Source organism: Streptomyces sp. NPDC053426 (assembly GCF_055585405.1).
Window position 1 is genome coordinate 292,271 of record NZ_JBVJKE010000006.1, and the last position, 13,150, is coordinate 305,420.

Genomic DNA, 13,150 nt, shown 5'->3' on the forward strand with positions numbered 1-13,150 from the left:
CGGCATCTACTCCAGCATGCGCTCCGCGTCCCCAGGAACCCAGGGAAACGGCACGTCGGGCCACCGTACGGAGGCCCACGCGTCGGCGTCGACCGCGAGGACGGCGTCGATGAAGGCCCGGGGCGGGCGGTAGCCGTGGGCGGTGACGTAGTGCGTGATGAGGGACGGGGCGGCGTAGGCGATGCCGGGCTCGCCCGGGATGCGTAGCTCCCCGTTGCCCTCCGGGGGCGGCTCGTCCCCCGCCGGGCACAGGTCGCACTCGTGCACGCCCAGGCAGACGTTCATCCACTGGACCCGCTGGACGGCCTTCAGCTTCTCCACGAACCCGTCGGGGACCGGGCCCGTCGGGTACGGCTCGCTGGCCTCCAGCCAGCCGACGTTCAGGCGGGTGTACGCGGGGCGGTACCAGGTCCCGTAGAAGCCCGACTCCGGGTCCGTGAAGGTGTCGTCGTCCAGGTGGTCGTACTCGCTGAGGTCCTCGTGGAACACCCGCACATCATCGCCTCACGGTGGCGGTCACGACGCCCTGGCCGGGTGTCGTGTCACATTCCCGGCGGCCGTGTCGTCGTATTGCTGGGACACCCCGTACGGACGCAGAGGAGAGAGCACGTGTCGGCAGCCGGGACCACGAGCAACGCAGCGACGCTCCAGCGCTTCCACTCCGCCGTGAACAGCGGCGATCCGGAGGTCATCTCGAAGGCCATCGACGATCTCGTCGCGCCGGACCTGCTCTTCCACGCGCCGGTGCCGATGGGGCTGACGGGTGCGGAGGCCTTGAAGCGGGTGTGGGAAGTGCTTCTGCGGGCGTTCCCCGACATCCGCGTCACCGCCGAGGAGACGATCTCGGAGGGAGACAGGACCGCCGTCAGGAACACGGTGACCGGAACCCATCGGGGCGAGTACCAGGGTGTGCCGCCCACCGGGAAGACCGTCTCCTACAGCGAGATCTTCATCTTCCGCTTCACGGGCGGGCGGATCGCCGAGGTGCGGGGTGTCGTGGACGTCCTCTCGCTGCTGCGTCAGCTCGGCGCCCTCCCGTCCTGGCGGGGCTCATGAGCCGGGATCGTCCCGTGTCAGGGCTCCGCTCCGGGCGGGGAAGTCCGGCACCCGGCACCGGGGCGGGTCCGGCCGGCAGTCCCTCCGTCTCGGGTTCAGTCCGGGCCGCAGCGATCAAGGGCGGCGCGGACGTGGCTGAGCCCCTGGACTCTCCAGTGGGCCCGGTCAGGCATCTGGTCGTCTCGGCGCCAGCGCCAGGCCGAGAACATCGCCCAGTTCAGGGCGCGGCACCGGTGGATCAGGTCGTGGTCGGCTCCCGCGTAGTGTGCTCCCACTTCTTCGGGCGCATGGGCGAGGTCGAACTCGACCGGTCCGCGGCAGCAGGTGGCGAGGTCCACGAAGAGCGGGCCTCGCCTTGTGTTCAGGAGGTTGCCCGGGTGCGGTTCGCCGTGCAGCAGCTGGTCGTCGGTTGTGTCGGAGCTGATCGCGGCGCTCAGGTCGGTGAGGGTGTCGACGAGGAGTTCCCGGTCGGGGTCGGGCAGGTCGGGGGACCGCTCCCGGTCGTTCACCTCTCTCAGTGCCGCGGCGACTCGATCGGTGAAATGCGGTGCGTCGAGGTCGGTCCGGCGCAGGGCGGCGTGGTGCCGTACGAACGCGTCCGCGTAGTCGGCCGGCGCGATCTCTGATCCCACGGGTTCGTAGTAGGTCCAGAGTGAGATCGCGAAGGCGTCACGCACATGGACTTGGGGGGCGGCCCGCGGGTCGAGCTCAGCCACCGGAGCGCCGGTGTCGGTGAGACGGCGAGCGACCTCCACTTCGAACTCGGAATCGGCCAGTTGTCCCGACGGTGCGACCCGAGCCAGGACGTCGCAGGGGACCAGGCGCAGTGCGACGCGGTCCGAGTCGTGGATGACGACGACTTCGTCGACCCGAAGGCCCAGCTCCGAAGCGGTCGCCCGTGCCGCCTCGACTGCCCGCTGGAGTTCCGATGGCTCCATCCCGTCCTCTCTCATCGCCGGGTACACGTACCTGTCCGGGGTGACGGGTGACCGGGTGTGGGTCCTCTGCGTCCTCAGCAGGGGATCCTTCTCCAACGCGGCCGGCCCGGGCAACATCTTTTGGCCGACGGGGAGCACGGGGCATCGGATGCGGGCGTGCTCGTGCCGGCAGGGTGGTCACCGCCGGCACTCAGGAGAAGTCCGTGGCGGTGATGCCGTCGGGGTGTCCAGGCGGCCATTCCACCAGTTCGATCCGGTAGCCGTCCGGGTCCGTCAGCCACGACGTCTTCGGGCCGTGGGGGCCGCCCGGGTACTGGACGGGTCCCGGGTCCAGGCCGGCGCCGGTCAGCCGGTCCAGGGTGGCGGCCAGCGCGTCCACTTGGATCGCGAGGTGGTCGAAGCCGCTGCCCACGTCTACGCGTCCGTCCGCGGGGCGGTGGACCAGTTCGAGCGAGGCCGCCGGTTCGCCGGGGAAATGGAGGATCACGAGGTGACTCCCGTCGCCGATGTCGACCCTGCCCAGTTCGACGTAGCCCAGGGCGGTGTAGAAGTCGAGCGAGCGGGTCAGGTCGGTGACGCGGTAGGAGACGAAGAGCGTCTTCACGGGGTTTTCTCCTCGGGTCGGCGTACCCGGTAGCGGAGGTGCGTCACGTCCCGGTCGTCGAGCCGTCGGACGAGGTCCAGTTCGATGTGATCACCACCCAGGTGATCGAACAGGCGTCGGCCGTCCCCCAGGAGGACCTGGACCAGGTGGATCTCCATCTCGTCCATCTGTCCGGCTCGGAGGAGCGCTCGGGCCGCGCCCGCCCCGTGGACCATGACCGGCCGGTCCCCGGCGGCCTCGCGGGCCTGACGGGCGCAGTCGTCGACGTCGGTGACGAATCGCGCATGGCCGGGTGGCACGTCCCCGTCGTCCACGTGGTGGGTGAGGACGAGGATCGGTACGCCGGCGTGGTGGTCGCCCTGCCAGCGCCCGGCGAGTTCGAAGGTCCGACGGCCGGAGATCACCGCGCCGGTCGCCAGCGCCTCGCGATGGACCTGTCCGCTGGGACCGTCGGATTCCCGGTCGTCGAGCCAGTTGAAGAGACGTCCCCCGGCGCGTCCGAGCTCCTGGCCGGGGCGATCGTCCGGACCGGCGATGTAGCCGTCGAGCGACATCGACATGTACAGCCGAATCGGATTGCTCTTCTTGGCCGCCATCTCTGCTCCATAGCGTGGGAATGCTTCGCTTCTCGTCCTGTATGGACGGGAATGTCAAGAGGAAGACTCCGAGCGGCGGGCAAACTCATCGCCCTGGCCGGGAGCAGATCAAGAGCAGCCGATCAGCGGGGCCCGGGGCGTCTCGCAGCGCATCGTCACCGACAGCGAGCGGCTGCGTCAGCCGGCCGTCGCCTTCCCCGTGCCGGACCGCTCCGGCGTCCACCCGGTGAACGGTCTTTCCGTCGGACTCGGCGAGCCGTTCCCCGATCCGGTCGGCGGGGTGTCAGGTGGTGCGGTGGCGCTGGTAGTGGCGGGCGACGCGGACTCGGTTGCCGCAGCGGGCGGCTGAGCACCAGCGGCGGCGTGGGTGGGTGGGCAGGAACAGCAGGACACAGTCCTCGGCCGCGCATCGGCGGACCGTGGTGACCGCCGGGTCGGTGAGCAGGTCGGTGGCGGCTTCGGCGAGCCAGGCCGCCAACCGCGCGGCGGTCGGACCGGTGCGGCGGGGGGTGGCGGTGACGGCCGTGCCGTTCCAGTCCAGTTCGCGGACGGCGGGCGCGGCGCCCTGGGCTCGGGTGAGTGCGTCCAGCGCTTCCGGTGGGGGCCGTTCGCCGCCACGGGCACGGTCGAGCGCGCGGGCCGTGTGCGCGCGGACTTCACGCGCGGCCTCCAGGTCGGCGTCGGTGAGTTCGGCGGCGGCGAACTCCCGTGCTTCGGGGGATCGTTCGGCCTGCAGGAGCAGCCAGGCACGCAGGTCGTCCGGGCCGGTCAGCAGGTCGCCGACGGACGGATGGGTGTTGACCAGGTCCAGAGCCAGCGGTTCCCCGGTCAGGGGGGCGGGACCACTCATGTTCCTAATGGTACTACCAGCACTTGACGCGTTAGCCAGTCGGACGGTAGATCTAATGCATCAGTAGCCAGAGAAGGGATTAGTCATGGTTCGCTTACCGGTGGCTCGCACCGTTCACCGCCACGTCGAGGTCGACGGAGTCCGCGTCTTCTACCGCGAGTCGGTTCCCGAGCGCCCGGACGCCCCCGTGCTCCTGCTGCTGCACGGCTTCCCCTCGGCATCGCACCAGTTCCGCCGGCTGATCGACGTCCTCGGCTCCCGCTACCGCCTGGTCGCCCCCGACTACCCCGGTTTCGGTCACACCCAGGCCCCGGACGGCTTCGTCCACACCTTCGACCGTCTCGCCGACATCACCGAAGGCTTCGTGCAGCGGCTCGGCCTGACCCGCTTCACCATGTACACGTTCGACTTCGGCGCCCCGGTCGGCCTCCGCCTCGCCGAGCGGCGTCCCGAGCGGATCGCCGGCCTGGTCGTGCAGAACGGCAACGCCTACCAGGAGGGCCTGTCGGACGCGGCCCGCGACTTCATCGCGCTGCGCCCCGAGACCCCCGGTGCCGAGAAGACCGTCCGCGACCTGCTCACCCTGCCCGGCACCCGCGGCCAGTACGAGACCGGGGTCCCCGTCCCGGAGCTGCTGGCCCCCGACGGCTGGACCCTCGACCAGCACTTCCTGGACCTCCCCGGCCGCAAGGACGCCCAAGTGGCGCTGGCCTTCGACTACCGGTCCAACCTCGAACGCTACGACCGGTGGCAGTCCTGGCTGCGCACGCACACCCCGCCCGCCCTCATCACCTGGGGCGTCGGTGACCCGTTCTTCACCGAGGCCGGCGCCCGGGCCTATCTGCGCGACCTCCCCGACGCCGAACTCCACCTGTTCGACACCGGCCACTTCGCCCTGGAAACACACCTGGCCGAGATCGCCCCGCTGATCGCCGGCTTCCTCGACCGCACCTGGAGCACCGGCGATCCCGCCGCCCTCCGCCAGGGTGAGGGTCCGAAGTGACCGCCCCGCAGCGGACCGGACCCGGGGACCGGCCGAGCCACCCGTCCCCGGTCGGAGGGACCACACACGTCCGCATCGCCCGCCCCTCGCGCGATCTCGCCGCCGCGGAACGCTTCTACGTCGAAGGGCTGGGGCTGCGGGTGCTCTGGCGCACCACCGCGCGGGTGCCGGGCGAACACGACCTGCTCATGGTCGGCCCGCCCGACGCCGCCTGGCACTTCGAGCTCACCCGTGACCCCCGGCAACCCCTCGACCCCACCCCGACGCCCGACGACCTGTTCGTCGTCTACCTGGGCACTCCCGTCGAAGACGCCCTGCTGGACCGCCTGGTGGCCGCCGGCGGAACGCGCGTCGCCGCGCACAACCCGTACTGGGACCAGTACGGCGTGACCATCGCGGACCCCGACGCCTACCGCCTGGTCCTGAGCTCGCGCACCTGGAACGCCTGATCCCCCGGTGCCCCGGCCGGGTGCCTCCGCCCCCCGACGACCATGTCCGTGGCCACCCCTTCCGCCCTGCTGGAGCGCGTGGCCCGGGGCCTCCCGCCGGATCAGGGAACCACCCGCAAGTGGGTCGGCCAGCCGACGCGGTCGAGGAGGCGGAACATCGCCTTGATGTCCGCCGGGTGCAGTTTCACGCAGCCGTTGGACCTGTAGTCGCCGGGGCCGTCCCAGCGTCGGGCTTCGGACGTGCCCTCGCTGCCGTCGCGGTTCGTCTCTGAGTGGATGAAGATCTCCGTGCGTGTCACCGTGCCCCGGGAGCACGGCATGTCCTGGAGGCGGACGGCGTACCCCTTGACGAGGTCGCCGTCGTAGGTGCGGGTGCCGGCGCGGATCCGCCAGTTCCCGTCCGGGAGCCAGCCCTTGGCGCGGGCACAGTCGTCCTGGACGCCGAGACCTGATCCGGCCCGGTAGGTGGCCCGGGGTTTCCCGTTCCGGTGGACCGAGAGCGTCGAGTCGGTGGGGTCGTCGGGGTTCTTGTCGAAGACCAGGGTGGTCGCCGTCGGCGCCGCCGCTTCGGCCTCGGCTCCGGAGCCGGCGGGGTCGGCCGTGAGGGTGGCCGGGGTGAGGGTCAGGGCGGTCATCACCGCCCACGCCGTGATGAGGTCGCGCAGGGAACCCTTGTCCGCGTTCACGTGGCTGCCTCGTTCCTCGTTCTCTCCTCGCGGCCGGCTCCGCCCGTCGTACCGGTACGGGATGCCGCACCCGCCCGGGCTCCCCGTCGGGCGGGTGCGCACCCCGGACGTTCCGGGGCGGGCGTTCACGGCCCGCCCCGGAACGGGGTTCAGACGATGGCCAGGCGCACCTGGGCCTCGTTCGTCCCGGCGAAGGTGAAGCCGAACTGCTCGCGGACGCCGGAGCCGCAGGCCTGCTTCGTGCGGTACTCGCCGTTGCCGCCGACGACGCGGACCACGGCGCACTTGCCGTCCATGCGGGTGTCCTCGAGCCAGCCGGACACCCGCACGGAACCGCCCGAGCAGCTCAGGGACCAACTGGCGATCGCACCGTCGATCTTCGGGGACGCCGTGGACGGGCAGGTGGCGGCGCTCGCCGTGCCGGCGGTGCCGACGGCCAGCCCGCCGGCGAGGACGATCGTCGACAGCACGGACATGACGGACTTGCGGACAGCGGACATGGAGGTACCCCTTCGGATGGAGAGTGGTTCGGAAAGCGCACCGGCGCCGCGCCCCGGGCACGTCGTCCGCCGACGAGGGCGGATCGGGCCGGCCGGGGAGCGCCGGGCGCTGCACCCAGACTGACCGCGGGAGCGGGGTGCGGGAAGACATTCCGGGGGGTCTGCACAGGCGCATCCATGCAGCCGTCGTGCAATTCGCGGTACGGGGGCCTGGCCTGCGGTTATGCCTGCCGGGAGAGGGATTCGCGCATCATGCGGCACGAGGGGCGGGCGGCGTGCGTGCGGGCCGCCCGCCCCCGTGCGGGCGCCTCACGCGGGTGGCCGGGGCGGTCCGCTCACGCCGGCGTGGAGGGCAGCGGGCTCGTGGACCTCTGGTACGCGGGGGCGCCGGCCGGCGCGCGCTGGAAGACCAGCAGGGCCAGCCAGGTGTCGACGTCCACCCTGCCGTTCGGCCGCAGGCCGTGGCTGTTCTGGAAGAACCTCAGGTCCTCGGCGGTCGCCGCGGTGAACTCCCCCGAGACCTCCGTGCCGCCCTGGCCCGCGTTGTGCAGGAGCTCCTGGAGGGCCAGGACCGCGTGCCCGTCGGCTCCGCGCCCGAGGGGGACCACCAGCTCGGGCCAGGTGTCCTCGCCCACCTTGCCGTCGGACGGCAGGTTGTTACGGCGCTGGAAGTCCATGACGGCGTCCCGGGTCCCGGCGCCGAAGAACCCGTCCGCCTTCACCTCGTAGCCGTGCGCCCTCAGCAGGTGCTGCAGGGCGCGGCCACGGGTGAACTGGTCCCCCTCCCGCTTCATCAGCAGCGGCCACTCCAGCGGTGCGCCGCTCGCCGGGACGGCGCCGGCCGCCACACCGTCGGGCGCGGTCCGGGGGTGGGGGGCGTACTGGTCGCGCACGACCGCCCCGGCGGCGAAGGACAGCACCGTCACCGCGGCCACCAGTGCCGGCAGAGCCCACCGGGATCGCCCCGGCCGGCCCGGGGTGTCGCGCCCGCCCGTGCCGCCCGCGGCGTCGGCTGCGGATGCCGCGTCGGCGGGCTCCGGGCCGTCGACGGCGGCCGCTTGGCCGCGGTTCTCCTCCAGTACCGCCCGGCACAACTCCCGTGCCCGTTCCAGCTCCGCCGCCGGGGCGCGCAGGTGGGCGTGCAGCGCCTCCACCACCCTCGGCGGAGCGGTCGACGCGTGCTTGGGGTTGAGGTAGCGCGAGAGCGTCGTCTGGTCGATGCCCAGGCGCGAGGCCAGTGCCTGCTGTGTGGGCCGGGTGCCGCCGGACGCGCTCCCGGCCTCCTCCCACCAGCGTCGCAGCAGCCGCGCCAGCCGCTCCCCCGGCCGTTGCCCCCGGTCCTGCGCCTCCGGCTCGTGCGCCATGTGTCTCTCCCCGTCGTCTCGCGGAACGGCCGGGCGTCCACGCCGCCTGCATCGCTGCATAACAGCAGGTCGATCGCGTGCATGGCGGTAAGCGCGGACGCATCGGCCCACAGCAGCGCAGATCGTAGTGATGCCGGGCGGAGGGTCCGGCACCTCCGCCGCGGGCCGTCCGCGCCTCCGCGTGGCCACCGGGCGTTCCGTGGTCCCGTGACGGGGCTGCCCACGGCCCCTACGGGGAGCCGCGCCGAGCACCGGCGCGGAGAGCACGCGTTCACCCGGACGAGCGCCGACGCGGCACACGTCACTCACCCACAGGAAGGACGGCCGGCCGGGCCCGGCCCGCGATGTCGAGCGCCGTCCCGGCGAACCGGTGCGGACCCGGGGCCGTACGGCTAGCCCGTGATGTCGAGCGCCGTCCCGTACAGCCGGTTCACCTTCAGGCGGACGACCACCCGGCGTTCGGCGACCAGTTGTTCCAGGAACGCGTCCTCGTCCTCGGGCCTCGCGGCCTGCGGGAGCATTCCGAGGAGTTCGCGGCCGACCTCGTCGCCGGGAGCCGTCGTGATGCCGGAGACCTCCGCCTCGCCCTCGGCGACGGCGAACGACCACACGTCGCCGCCCTGTACGTGCAGCGCCGCGCGCGGGTCGTGGCGCAGGTGCTTGAGCTTGACGCGGTCGGCCGTGGTGGAGAAGCGGGCGATGCGGGCCTCGGGATCCCAGCTGTACACCATGGTGGTCAGGTGGGGGTGGCCGCTGCGCTTGACGGTGGCGAGCGTGCCGAACCGCTGCGTGCGGAGCAGGTCGGAGAGGGCTTCGTCGGACAGGGTGCGCGGTGCGGGTCGATTGGTCATGACGTGGTCAACTTCCTCGTCCGCCCAGTCATTTCCTGAACGCCGCGACGGCGTCGTCCGGTTGTGGAGGGGCCCTACGTCACCGCTTCGGACAGGCGGTCGAGGCGCTCGCGGTGTTCCGGGAGCAGGACGAGGCGCTCTGCCGCGAGGTTCTCCTCCAGGTGGTCGATGCGGGCGGTGCCGGGGATCGGGAGGATGACCGGTGAGCGGGCGAGGAGCCAGGCGAGGGCGACCTGGGTGGGGGTGGCGTCGAGTTCGGCCGCGACCTCGGTGACCTCCGCCCTCGCCCCCGATTCGCCCCAGGCGACGGTGCGCCACGGCAGGAACGCGATGCCCGCCGCCTCGCAGGCGGCGAGGACGGGCTCGTGCTCGCGGTCGAGCAGGTTGTACCGGTTCTGCACGCTCGCGATGTCGGTGATCCGGCGTGCCTCGTCGAGTTGGGCGGCGGTGACCTCGGACAGGCCGATCCTGCCGATCTTGCCCTCGGTCCGCAGGTCCCGCAGGGTGCCCACCTGGTCGGCGAGCGGTGTGTCGGGGTCGACGCGGTGCAGCTGGAGCAGCTCGATCCGCTCGACGCGCAGTCGGCGCAGGGCCTGTTCGACCTGGTCGCGCAGGAGGGCCGGGCGGCCGTCGAGCTTCCACTCGCCGTCGGGGCCCGTCCGGGCGACGCCGACCTTGGTGGTGACCAGCAGGCCCTCGGGGTAGGGGTGCAGGGCTTCGGCCAGGAGTTCCTCGTTGGCTCCCCCGCCGTACAGATGTGCGGTGTCGATCAGTGTGACGCCCAGCTCGACGGCCCGCCGGGCGACCGCGAGGGAGGTCTCGCGGGCCGGGCCCGGTTCCGTGGGCAGGTGCATGGCTCCGAAGCCCAGCCGCCGTACGGGGAAGTCCCCGCCGACGGGAAACGCGGTCGATGTCATGTGGTGTCTTCTCCCCCTCGTCCGGAGGGAACGCTAACAGCGCAACGTGACGGGCGCCGGGCTCGTTGACCCGTCGGTACCGTTGGCGGGCGAAGGCCCAACTCCTGCTGGGAGGGGATGTGTCGAGCGGCGGTGGCAGCGGGGTGCTGCGTACGTATCGGTTGGGGCCCGCCCAGTTGGGGCTGGTCACTCTCGTCCTGGGGCTGCCCGGGATCCCGCTGGCGGGCACGATCGTGCCGGAGGACGATCTGCCAGTGATGTTCAAGGCCGGGATGCTCGTCCTGATGAGCACGGTGTATCTCGCCATCGTCTGGTTCTGGCGGGCGGCGACCGTCGTGCACGAGGACCACATCGCCGTACGGCAGTTGTTCCGGACCCGCAGGACCGCCTGGTCCGATGTGCTGGGCATCGAGGTGGACGATCACCCGGGGTCGTCCAGGACGCTGATGCTCGACGGGGAGGGCCGGCTGTTCGCCCTGCCGGGGGGAGTCGGGGCGCGGCCGGACGCTGTCCGCGCCATCCGGGACGTGTGGGAGCGGTCGCGGGGCGAGGGCTGGGAGGCGCCGTCCGAGGCCTTCGTGCTGGCGGCGCGGGAGCGCGCCTCGGCCCGGTCGTCGGCGATGGTGCTGGCCGTCTTCCTGACGGTGGGGTCGTTCCTCGTGCTCCTGCTCGGCGGATTCGTCCTGGGCGATGTACTGGACTGGGACGGCGAGGGGGTTCCCCCGCTGTTCCAGGGCATCGGCTTCGTGCCGGTCGTGGTGTTCCCCGCCGTGTACCTGCTCGCCGTCCGGCGCCTCCGGGGCCGTGAGGACGACGCGTAGGGCCCGATGCCTTGGTGCGGTGATCGCTTCGCCGGCAGTGCGGGTGAACCCGCGGGCGGCCGGCGAGGACATGGGCCGTGCCCGACCGCGCCCGGCCGTATCGGCGCCCGTCAGGGCGGCGTGCGGCGCGCTCGGGGGACCCCGTCGCGGGGCGCGGTGATGCGGGTGACCGCCTCGTGGGTCAGTGCGCGGTCGGGCGGGGTGTCGTCCAGGGCGCGGTGGAGGGTCAGGCCCTCGACGAGGGCGTCCAGTTGGCGGGCCGTGGCGGCGTCGAAGTGGTGTTCCAGGAGGGTGCGGCTGCGGCGCATCCAGCGGGCGCACAGGTCCCGGTACGGCTCGTGGCGGGCCGCCAGGGTGTAGAGCTCCTGGGTGAGGATCAGGTCGCGGCGGGTGCCCTCGGAGAGGGTGTGGATCAGGTCGGCAACTGCTTCGCGGGCCTGGTCGGGGGTGGTGGCGCCGCTGAGGTGGTGCTCGAAGAGGGCCACCACGTGGTCGGCGTAGCCGGTGAACGCCTGGAGCAGGAGGTCCTCGATGCCGGTGAAGTGGTACGTCATCGAGCCCAGGGGGACCTGGGCGCGGGCGGCGATCTTGCGGTGGGAGACGCCGGCGACGCCCTCCTCGGCGATGAGGTCGAGCGCCGCCGCGAGGATGCGCTCGCGGCGGTGGGGGTCGGTGTGTCCGGTGGCCATGGTCCGTGGTCGGGGTTCAGATGGTGCGGACCGGGCGGGCCGGGTTGCCCACGGCCACGACATTGGCCGGGACGTCCTTGGTGACCACCGCGCCCGCGCCGATGACCGAGTTGTCGCCGATCGTCACCCCGGGGCAGATGATCGCGCCGCCGCCGAGCCAGACGTTGTCGCCGATGGTGATGGGGAGGGCCGCCTCCAGCTTGTCGCGGCGGGGCTGTGGCTCCACGGGGTGGGTGGGGGTGAGGAGCTGGACGTTCGGGCCGATCTGGCAGTCCTCGCCGATGGTGATCCGGGCGACGTCCAGGGCGGTCAGGTTGTAGTTGACGAAGGTACGGGCTCCGATGCTGATGTTGCTGCCGTAGTCGACGTACAGCGGGGGGCGTACGTCGACGCCTTCGCCCACCGAGGCGAGGAGCTCGGTCAGGATCGGCCTCGCCTCGGTGGGGTCCTCGGGGTAGGCGGCCTGGTAGCGGGCCGCGAGCCGCATCGCGCGCTGCTGGCGGCGGGCGATCTCCGGGTCGTCGGCGATGTAGAGGTCGCCCGCGAGCATGCGCTCCAGGTTCGTGCGCGGGTCGTTCGCGAAGTGGTCGTCCGTCGGCATGCGTACGATCGTACGCTCCCGAGCGTACGAACGTACACCCCGAGCGGGATCGTTCAGTCCAGTTCGCCCCGCTCTATACAGAATTCGTTGCCTTCCGGATCGGTCAGGGTGACCCAGCCCTTGCCGTCGGGGCGGGTGTGGTCGGCGACCTGGCGGGCGCCCAGGGAGATGGCGCGGGCCACTTCCTCCGCGCGGGTGCGGCCGGTCGGCCGGAGGTCGAAGTGGAGGCGGTTCTTGGCGGTCTTGCCCTCCGCCACCCGCACGAAGAGCAGGCCGGGCCCGCCGGACGGGTCCGCGATCAGGGCCTCCGGGTCGCCGGGCTCGTCGTCGTCGGCGAGCGGGTTGCCCAGCATCGCGCTCCAGAACGTGGCGAGGTCGTAGGGGTCACCGGTGCAGTCGAAGGTGATGTGGCGGATGGTGGGGTTCAACGGTCCTCCGGGGACGGTCGGCCGGCGTGGTTTCCGGCCCGCAGGATGGCGCGCGGGGAGGGGTGTCGTCGAACCGTTTGCCGGGCGGTGACGAGATCCGGACGTGATCCGGCCCCGGACGCGGGTCCGGGGCCGGATCACGCCGGGCGGTTCTCACGGGTGCGGGGGCCGCGGCCCGGCCGTCACGCCGGGGACAGTTCCGCCCGGCCGAAGAGCAGGGCGTAGCCCGGCGGCAGTTGGGCCAGGACGCGGGTGACCAGGGCGTCACCGACCAGGCCGGGCAGGACGCTCAGGACCGAGCTGACGTCCCAGCGGGCCGTCGCCGGGGTCGCGCCCTCGATGCGGGCGGCCACCGAGTCGACGAACTCCGCGGCGGTCAGCTCGCGGGTCACCGGGATCTGGGAGGCGACCGCTCTCGCCGCCTCTTCCGGCAGGGCGCGGGCCAGGTCGACGCGTTCGTCGCCGACGACGTGACCACCGAGGGCGGAGAGGACGACGCGGGTGACGCTCTCCGCCTGCGACCGTGTCGGGTACTGGCCCGACTCCCGTACGGCTTCGATCAGTTGGTGCCAGCTGTCGTCACGGGGCGCGACCGCCGGGGCCGGGACCCCTCCGGCCTGCTTCGGGGTCGCGGGCTTCTGCGGTGTCAGCGTGGTCATCCGGTCCTTCTCTCCTTCTCCGGTTTCTCCAGTGCCCCGGTCTCCGGTTCTCCAGTGCCCCGGTTCCTCCCGGGCATGTGCCCCTTTCGGACCGGACGGCATCCGGACGGCACGGGGCGCGTCCCGCGGACCGACGGG

18 protein-coding genes are annotated in these 13,150 nt (G+C 72.3%); 4 read left to right on the top strand and 14 right to left on the bottom strand.

What is annotated here, in order from left to right:
- Positions 1-6: 6 nt before the first annotated feature.
- The gene (locus ACZ62B_RS15075; RefSeq protein WP_469690599.1) at positions 7-489 is read right to left on the bottom strand and encodes a DUF7919 family protein; all 483 of its coding nucleotides are present in this window, start codon (positions 487-489) and stop codon (positions 7-9) included.
- 120 nt (positions 490-609) lie between these two features.
- On the opposite strand from ACZ62B_RS15075, the gene ACZ62B_RS15080 reads away from it, so the two are divergent.
- Positions 610-1,056 (top strand): ester cyclase, encoded by a 447-nt coding sequence (locus tag ACZ62B_RS15080; protein WP_469690601.1) that lies wholly within the window; start codon positions 610-612, stop codon positions 1,054-1,056.
- A gap of 95 nt (positions 1,057-1,151) precedes the next feature.
- Here ACZ62B_RS15080 and ACZ62B_RS15085 read toward each other — a convergent pair whose 3' ends face one another.
- From ACZ62B_RS15085 to ACZ62B_RS15100, 4 genes are all read right to left on the bottom strand, one after another.
- Positions 1,152-1,994, bottom strand: a complete 843-nt coding sequence (locus tag ACZ62B_RS15085) for an aminoglycoside phosphotransferase family protein (protein WP_469690603.1) — start codon at positions 1,992-1,994, stop codon at positions 1,152-1,154.
- Positions 1,995-2,184: 190 nt separating this feature from the next.
- Positions 2,185-2,598, bottom strand: coding sequence for a VOC family protein (locus ACZ62B_RS15090; RefSeq protein ID WP_469690605.1), 414 nt, complete (start codon positions 2,596-2,598; stop codon positions 2,185-2,187).
- Positions 2,595-3,194, bottom strand: coding sequence for a dihydrofolate reductase family protein (locus ACZ62B_RS15095; RefSeq protein ID WP_469690607.1), 600 nt, complete (start codon positions 3,192-3,194; stop codon positions 2,595-2,597). Before ACZ62B_RS15095 ends, ACZ62B_RS15090 begins: the two co-directional genes overlap by 4 nt.
- 283 nt (positions 3,195-3,477) lie before the next feature.
- Positions 3,478-4,044 (bottom strand): CGNR zinc finger domain-containing protein, encoded by a 567-nt coding sequence (locus ACZ62B_RS15100; protein WP_344563711.1) that lies wholly within the window; start codon positions 4,042-4,044, stop codon positions 3,478-3,480.
- An 85-nt stretch (positions 4,045-4,129) separates the two neighbouring features.
- On the opposite strand from ACZ62B_RS15100, the gene ACZ62B_RS15105 reads away from it, so the two are divergent.
- Positions 4,130-5,047, top strand: coding sequence for an alpha/beta fold hydrolase (locus ACZ62B_RS15105; protein ID WP_468881567.1), 918 nt, complete (start codon positions 4,130-4,132; stop codon positions 5,045-5,047).
- The gene (locus tag ACZ62B_RS15110; RefSeq protein ID WP_382054897.1) at positions 5,044-5,496 is read left to right on the top strand and encodes a VOC family protein; all 453 of its coding nucleotides are present in this window, start codon (positions 5,044-5,046) and stop codon (positions 5,494-5,496) included. Before ACZ62B_RS15105 ends, ACZ62B_RS15110 begins: the two co-directional genes overlap by 4 nt.
- 101 nt (positions 5,497-5,597) lie before the next feature.
- Here the strand turns inward: ACZ62B_RS15110 and ACZ62B_RS15115 are convergent, their stop codons facing one another.
- The 5 genes from ACZ62B_RS15115 to ACZ62B_RS15135 all read right to left on the bottom strand — a co-directional run bounded on the left by ACZ62B_RS15115 (position 5,598) and on the right by ACZ62B_RS15135 (position 9,814).
- The gene (locus ACZ62B_RS15115; RefSeq protein WP_469690610.1) at positions 5,598-6,182 is read right to left on the bottom strand and encodes a L,D-transpeptidase; all 585 of its coding nucleotides are present in this window, start codon (positions 6,180-6,182) and stop codon (positions 5,598-5,600) included.
- 149 nt (positions 6,183-6,331) lie between these two features.
- Positions 6,332-6,682, bottom strand: coding sequence for a hypothetical protein (locus tag ACZ62B_RS15120; protein WP_344563717.1), 351 nt, complete (start codon positions 6,680-6,682; stop codon positions 6,332-6,334).
- Between the two features lie 335 nt (positions 6,683-7,017).
- Entirely contained in the window at positions 7,018-8,046 is a 1,029-nt protein-coding gene (locus ACZ62B_RS15125) for a peptidoglycan-binding protein (protein WP_469690612.1), read from the bottom strand.
- 392 nt (positions 8,047-8,438) lie between these two features.
- On the bottom strand, positions 8,439-8,897 hold the full coding sequence (locus ACZ62B_RS15130) for a TIGR03618 family F420-dependent PPOX class oxidoreductase (RefSeq protein ID WP_344563721.1): 459 nt from the start codon (positions 8,895-8,897) through the stop codon (positions 8,439-8,441).
- A 74-nt stretch (positions 8,898-8,971) separates the two neighbouring features.
- The gene (locus ACZ62B_RS15135) at positions 8,972-9,814 is read right to left on the bottom strand and encodes an aldo/keto reductase (protein WP_344563723.1); all 843 of its coding nucleotides are present in this window, start codon (positions 9,812-9,814) and stop codon (positions 8,972-8,974) included.
- A gap of 119 nt (positions 9,815-9,933) precedes the next feature.
- On the opposite strand from ACZ62B_RS15135, the gene ACZ62B_RS15140 reads away from it, so the two are divergent.
- Entirely contained in the window at positions 9,934-10,635 is a 702-nt protein-coding gene (locus tag ACZ62B_RS15140; RefSeq protein WP_469690615.1) for a PH domain-containing protein, read from the top strand.
- Positions 10,636-10,745: 110 nt separating this feature from the next.
- Here the strand turns inward: ACZ62B_RS15140 and ACZ62B_RS15145 are convergent, their stop codons facing one another.
- From ACZ62B_RS15145 to ACZ62B_RS15160, 4 genes are all read right to left on the bottom strand, one after another.
- Positions 10,746-11,324 carry a TetR/AcrR family transcriptional regulator gene (locus ACZ62B_RS15145; protein WP_344563727.1) on the bottom strand — a complete coding sequence of 193 codons (579 nt, stop codon included), beginning with the start codon at positions 11,322-11,324 and terminating at the stop codon, positions 10,746-10,748.
- A 16-nt stretch (positions 11,325-11,340) separates the two neighbouring features.
- Positions 11,341-11,925 (bottom strand): sugar O-acetyltransferase, encoded by a 585-nt coding sequence (locus tag ACZ62B_RS15150; RefSeq protein WP_344563729.1) that lies wholly within the window; start codon positions 11,923-11,925, stop codon positions 11,341-11,343.
- Between the two features lie 53 nt (positions 11,926-11,978).
- Complete coding sequence (locus ACZ62B_RS15155; RefSeq protein WP_468719425.1) at positions 11,979-12,353, bottom strand: VOC family protein; 375 nt, start codon at positions 12,351-12,353, stop codon at positions 11,979-11,981.
- A 182-nt stretch (positions 12,354-12,535) separates the two neighbouring features.
- Complete coding sequence (locus tag ACZ62B_RS15160) at positions 12,536-13,012, bottom strand: DUF2267 domain-containing protein (RefSeq protein WP_468719424.1); 477 nt, start codon at positions 13,010-13,012, stop codon at positions 12,536-12,538.
- Between the last annotated feature and the right edge of the window lie 138 nt (positions 13,013-13,150).

Coding starts and splice junctions, on each gene's coding strand:
- ACZ62B_RS15085 (WP_469690603.1), bottom strand. CDS start 1,994: ATGGAGCCATCGGAACTCCAGCGGGCAGTCGAGGCGGCACGGGCGACC.
- ACZ62B_RS15095 (WP_469690607.1), bottom strand. CDS start 3,194: ATGGCGGCCAAGAAGAGCAATCCGATTCGGCTGTACATGTCGATGTCG.
- ACZ62B_RS15100 (WP_344563711.1), bottom strand. CDS start 4,044: ATGAGTGGTCCCGCCCCCCTGACCGGGGAACCGCTGGCTCTGGACCTG.
- ACZ62B_RS15105 (WP_468881567.1), top strand. CDS start 4,130: ATGGTTCGCTTACCGGTGGCTCGCACCGTTCACCGCCACGTCGAGGTC.
- ACZ62B_RS15120 (WP_344563717.1), bottom strand. CDS start 6,682: ATGTCCGCTGTCCGCAAGTCCGTCATGTCCGTGCTGTCGACGATCGTC.
- ACZ62B_RS15125 (WP_469690612.1), bottom strand. CDS start 8,046: ATGGCGCACGAGCCGGAGGCGCAGGACCGGGGGCAACGGCCGGGGGAG.
- ACZ62B_RS15130 (WP_344563721.1), bottom strand. CDS start 8,897: ATGACCAATCGACCCGCACCGCGCACCCTGTCCGACGAAGCCCTCTCC.
- ACZ62B_RS15135 (WP_344563723.1), bottom strand. CDS start 9,814: ATGACATCGACCGCGTTTCCCGTCGGCGGGGACTTCCCCGTACGGCGG.
- ACZ62B_RS15145 (WP_344563727.1), bottom strand. CDS start 11,324: ATGGCCACCGGACACACCGACCCCCACCGCCGCGAGCGCATCCTCGCG.
- ACZ62B_RS15150 (WP_344563729.1), bottom strand. CDS start 11,925: ATGCCGACGGACGACCACTTCGCGAACGACCCGCGCACGAACCTGGAG.
- ACZ62B_RS15160 (WP_468719424.1), bottom strand. CDS start 13,012: ATGACCACGCTGACACCGCAGAAGCCCGCGACCCCGAAGCAGGCCGGA.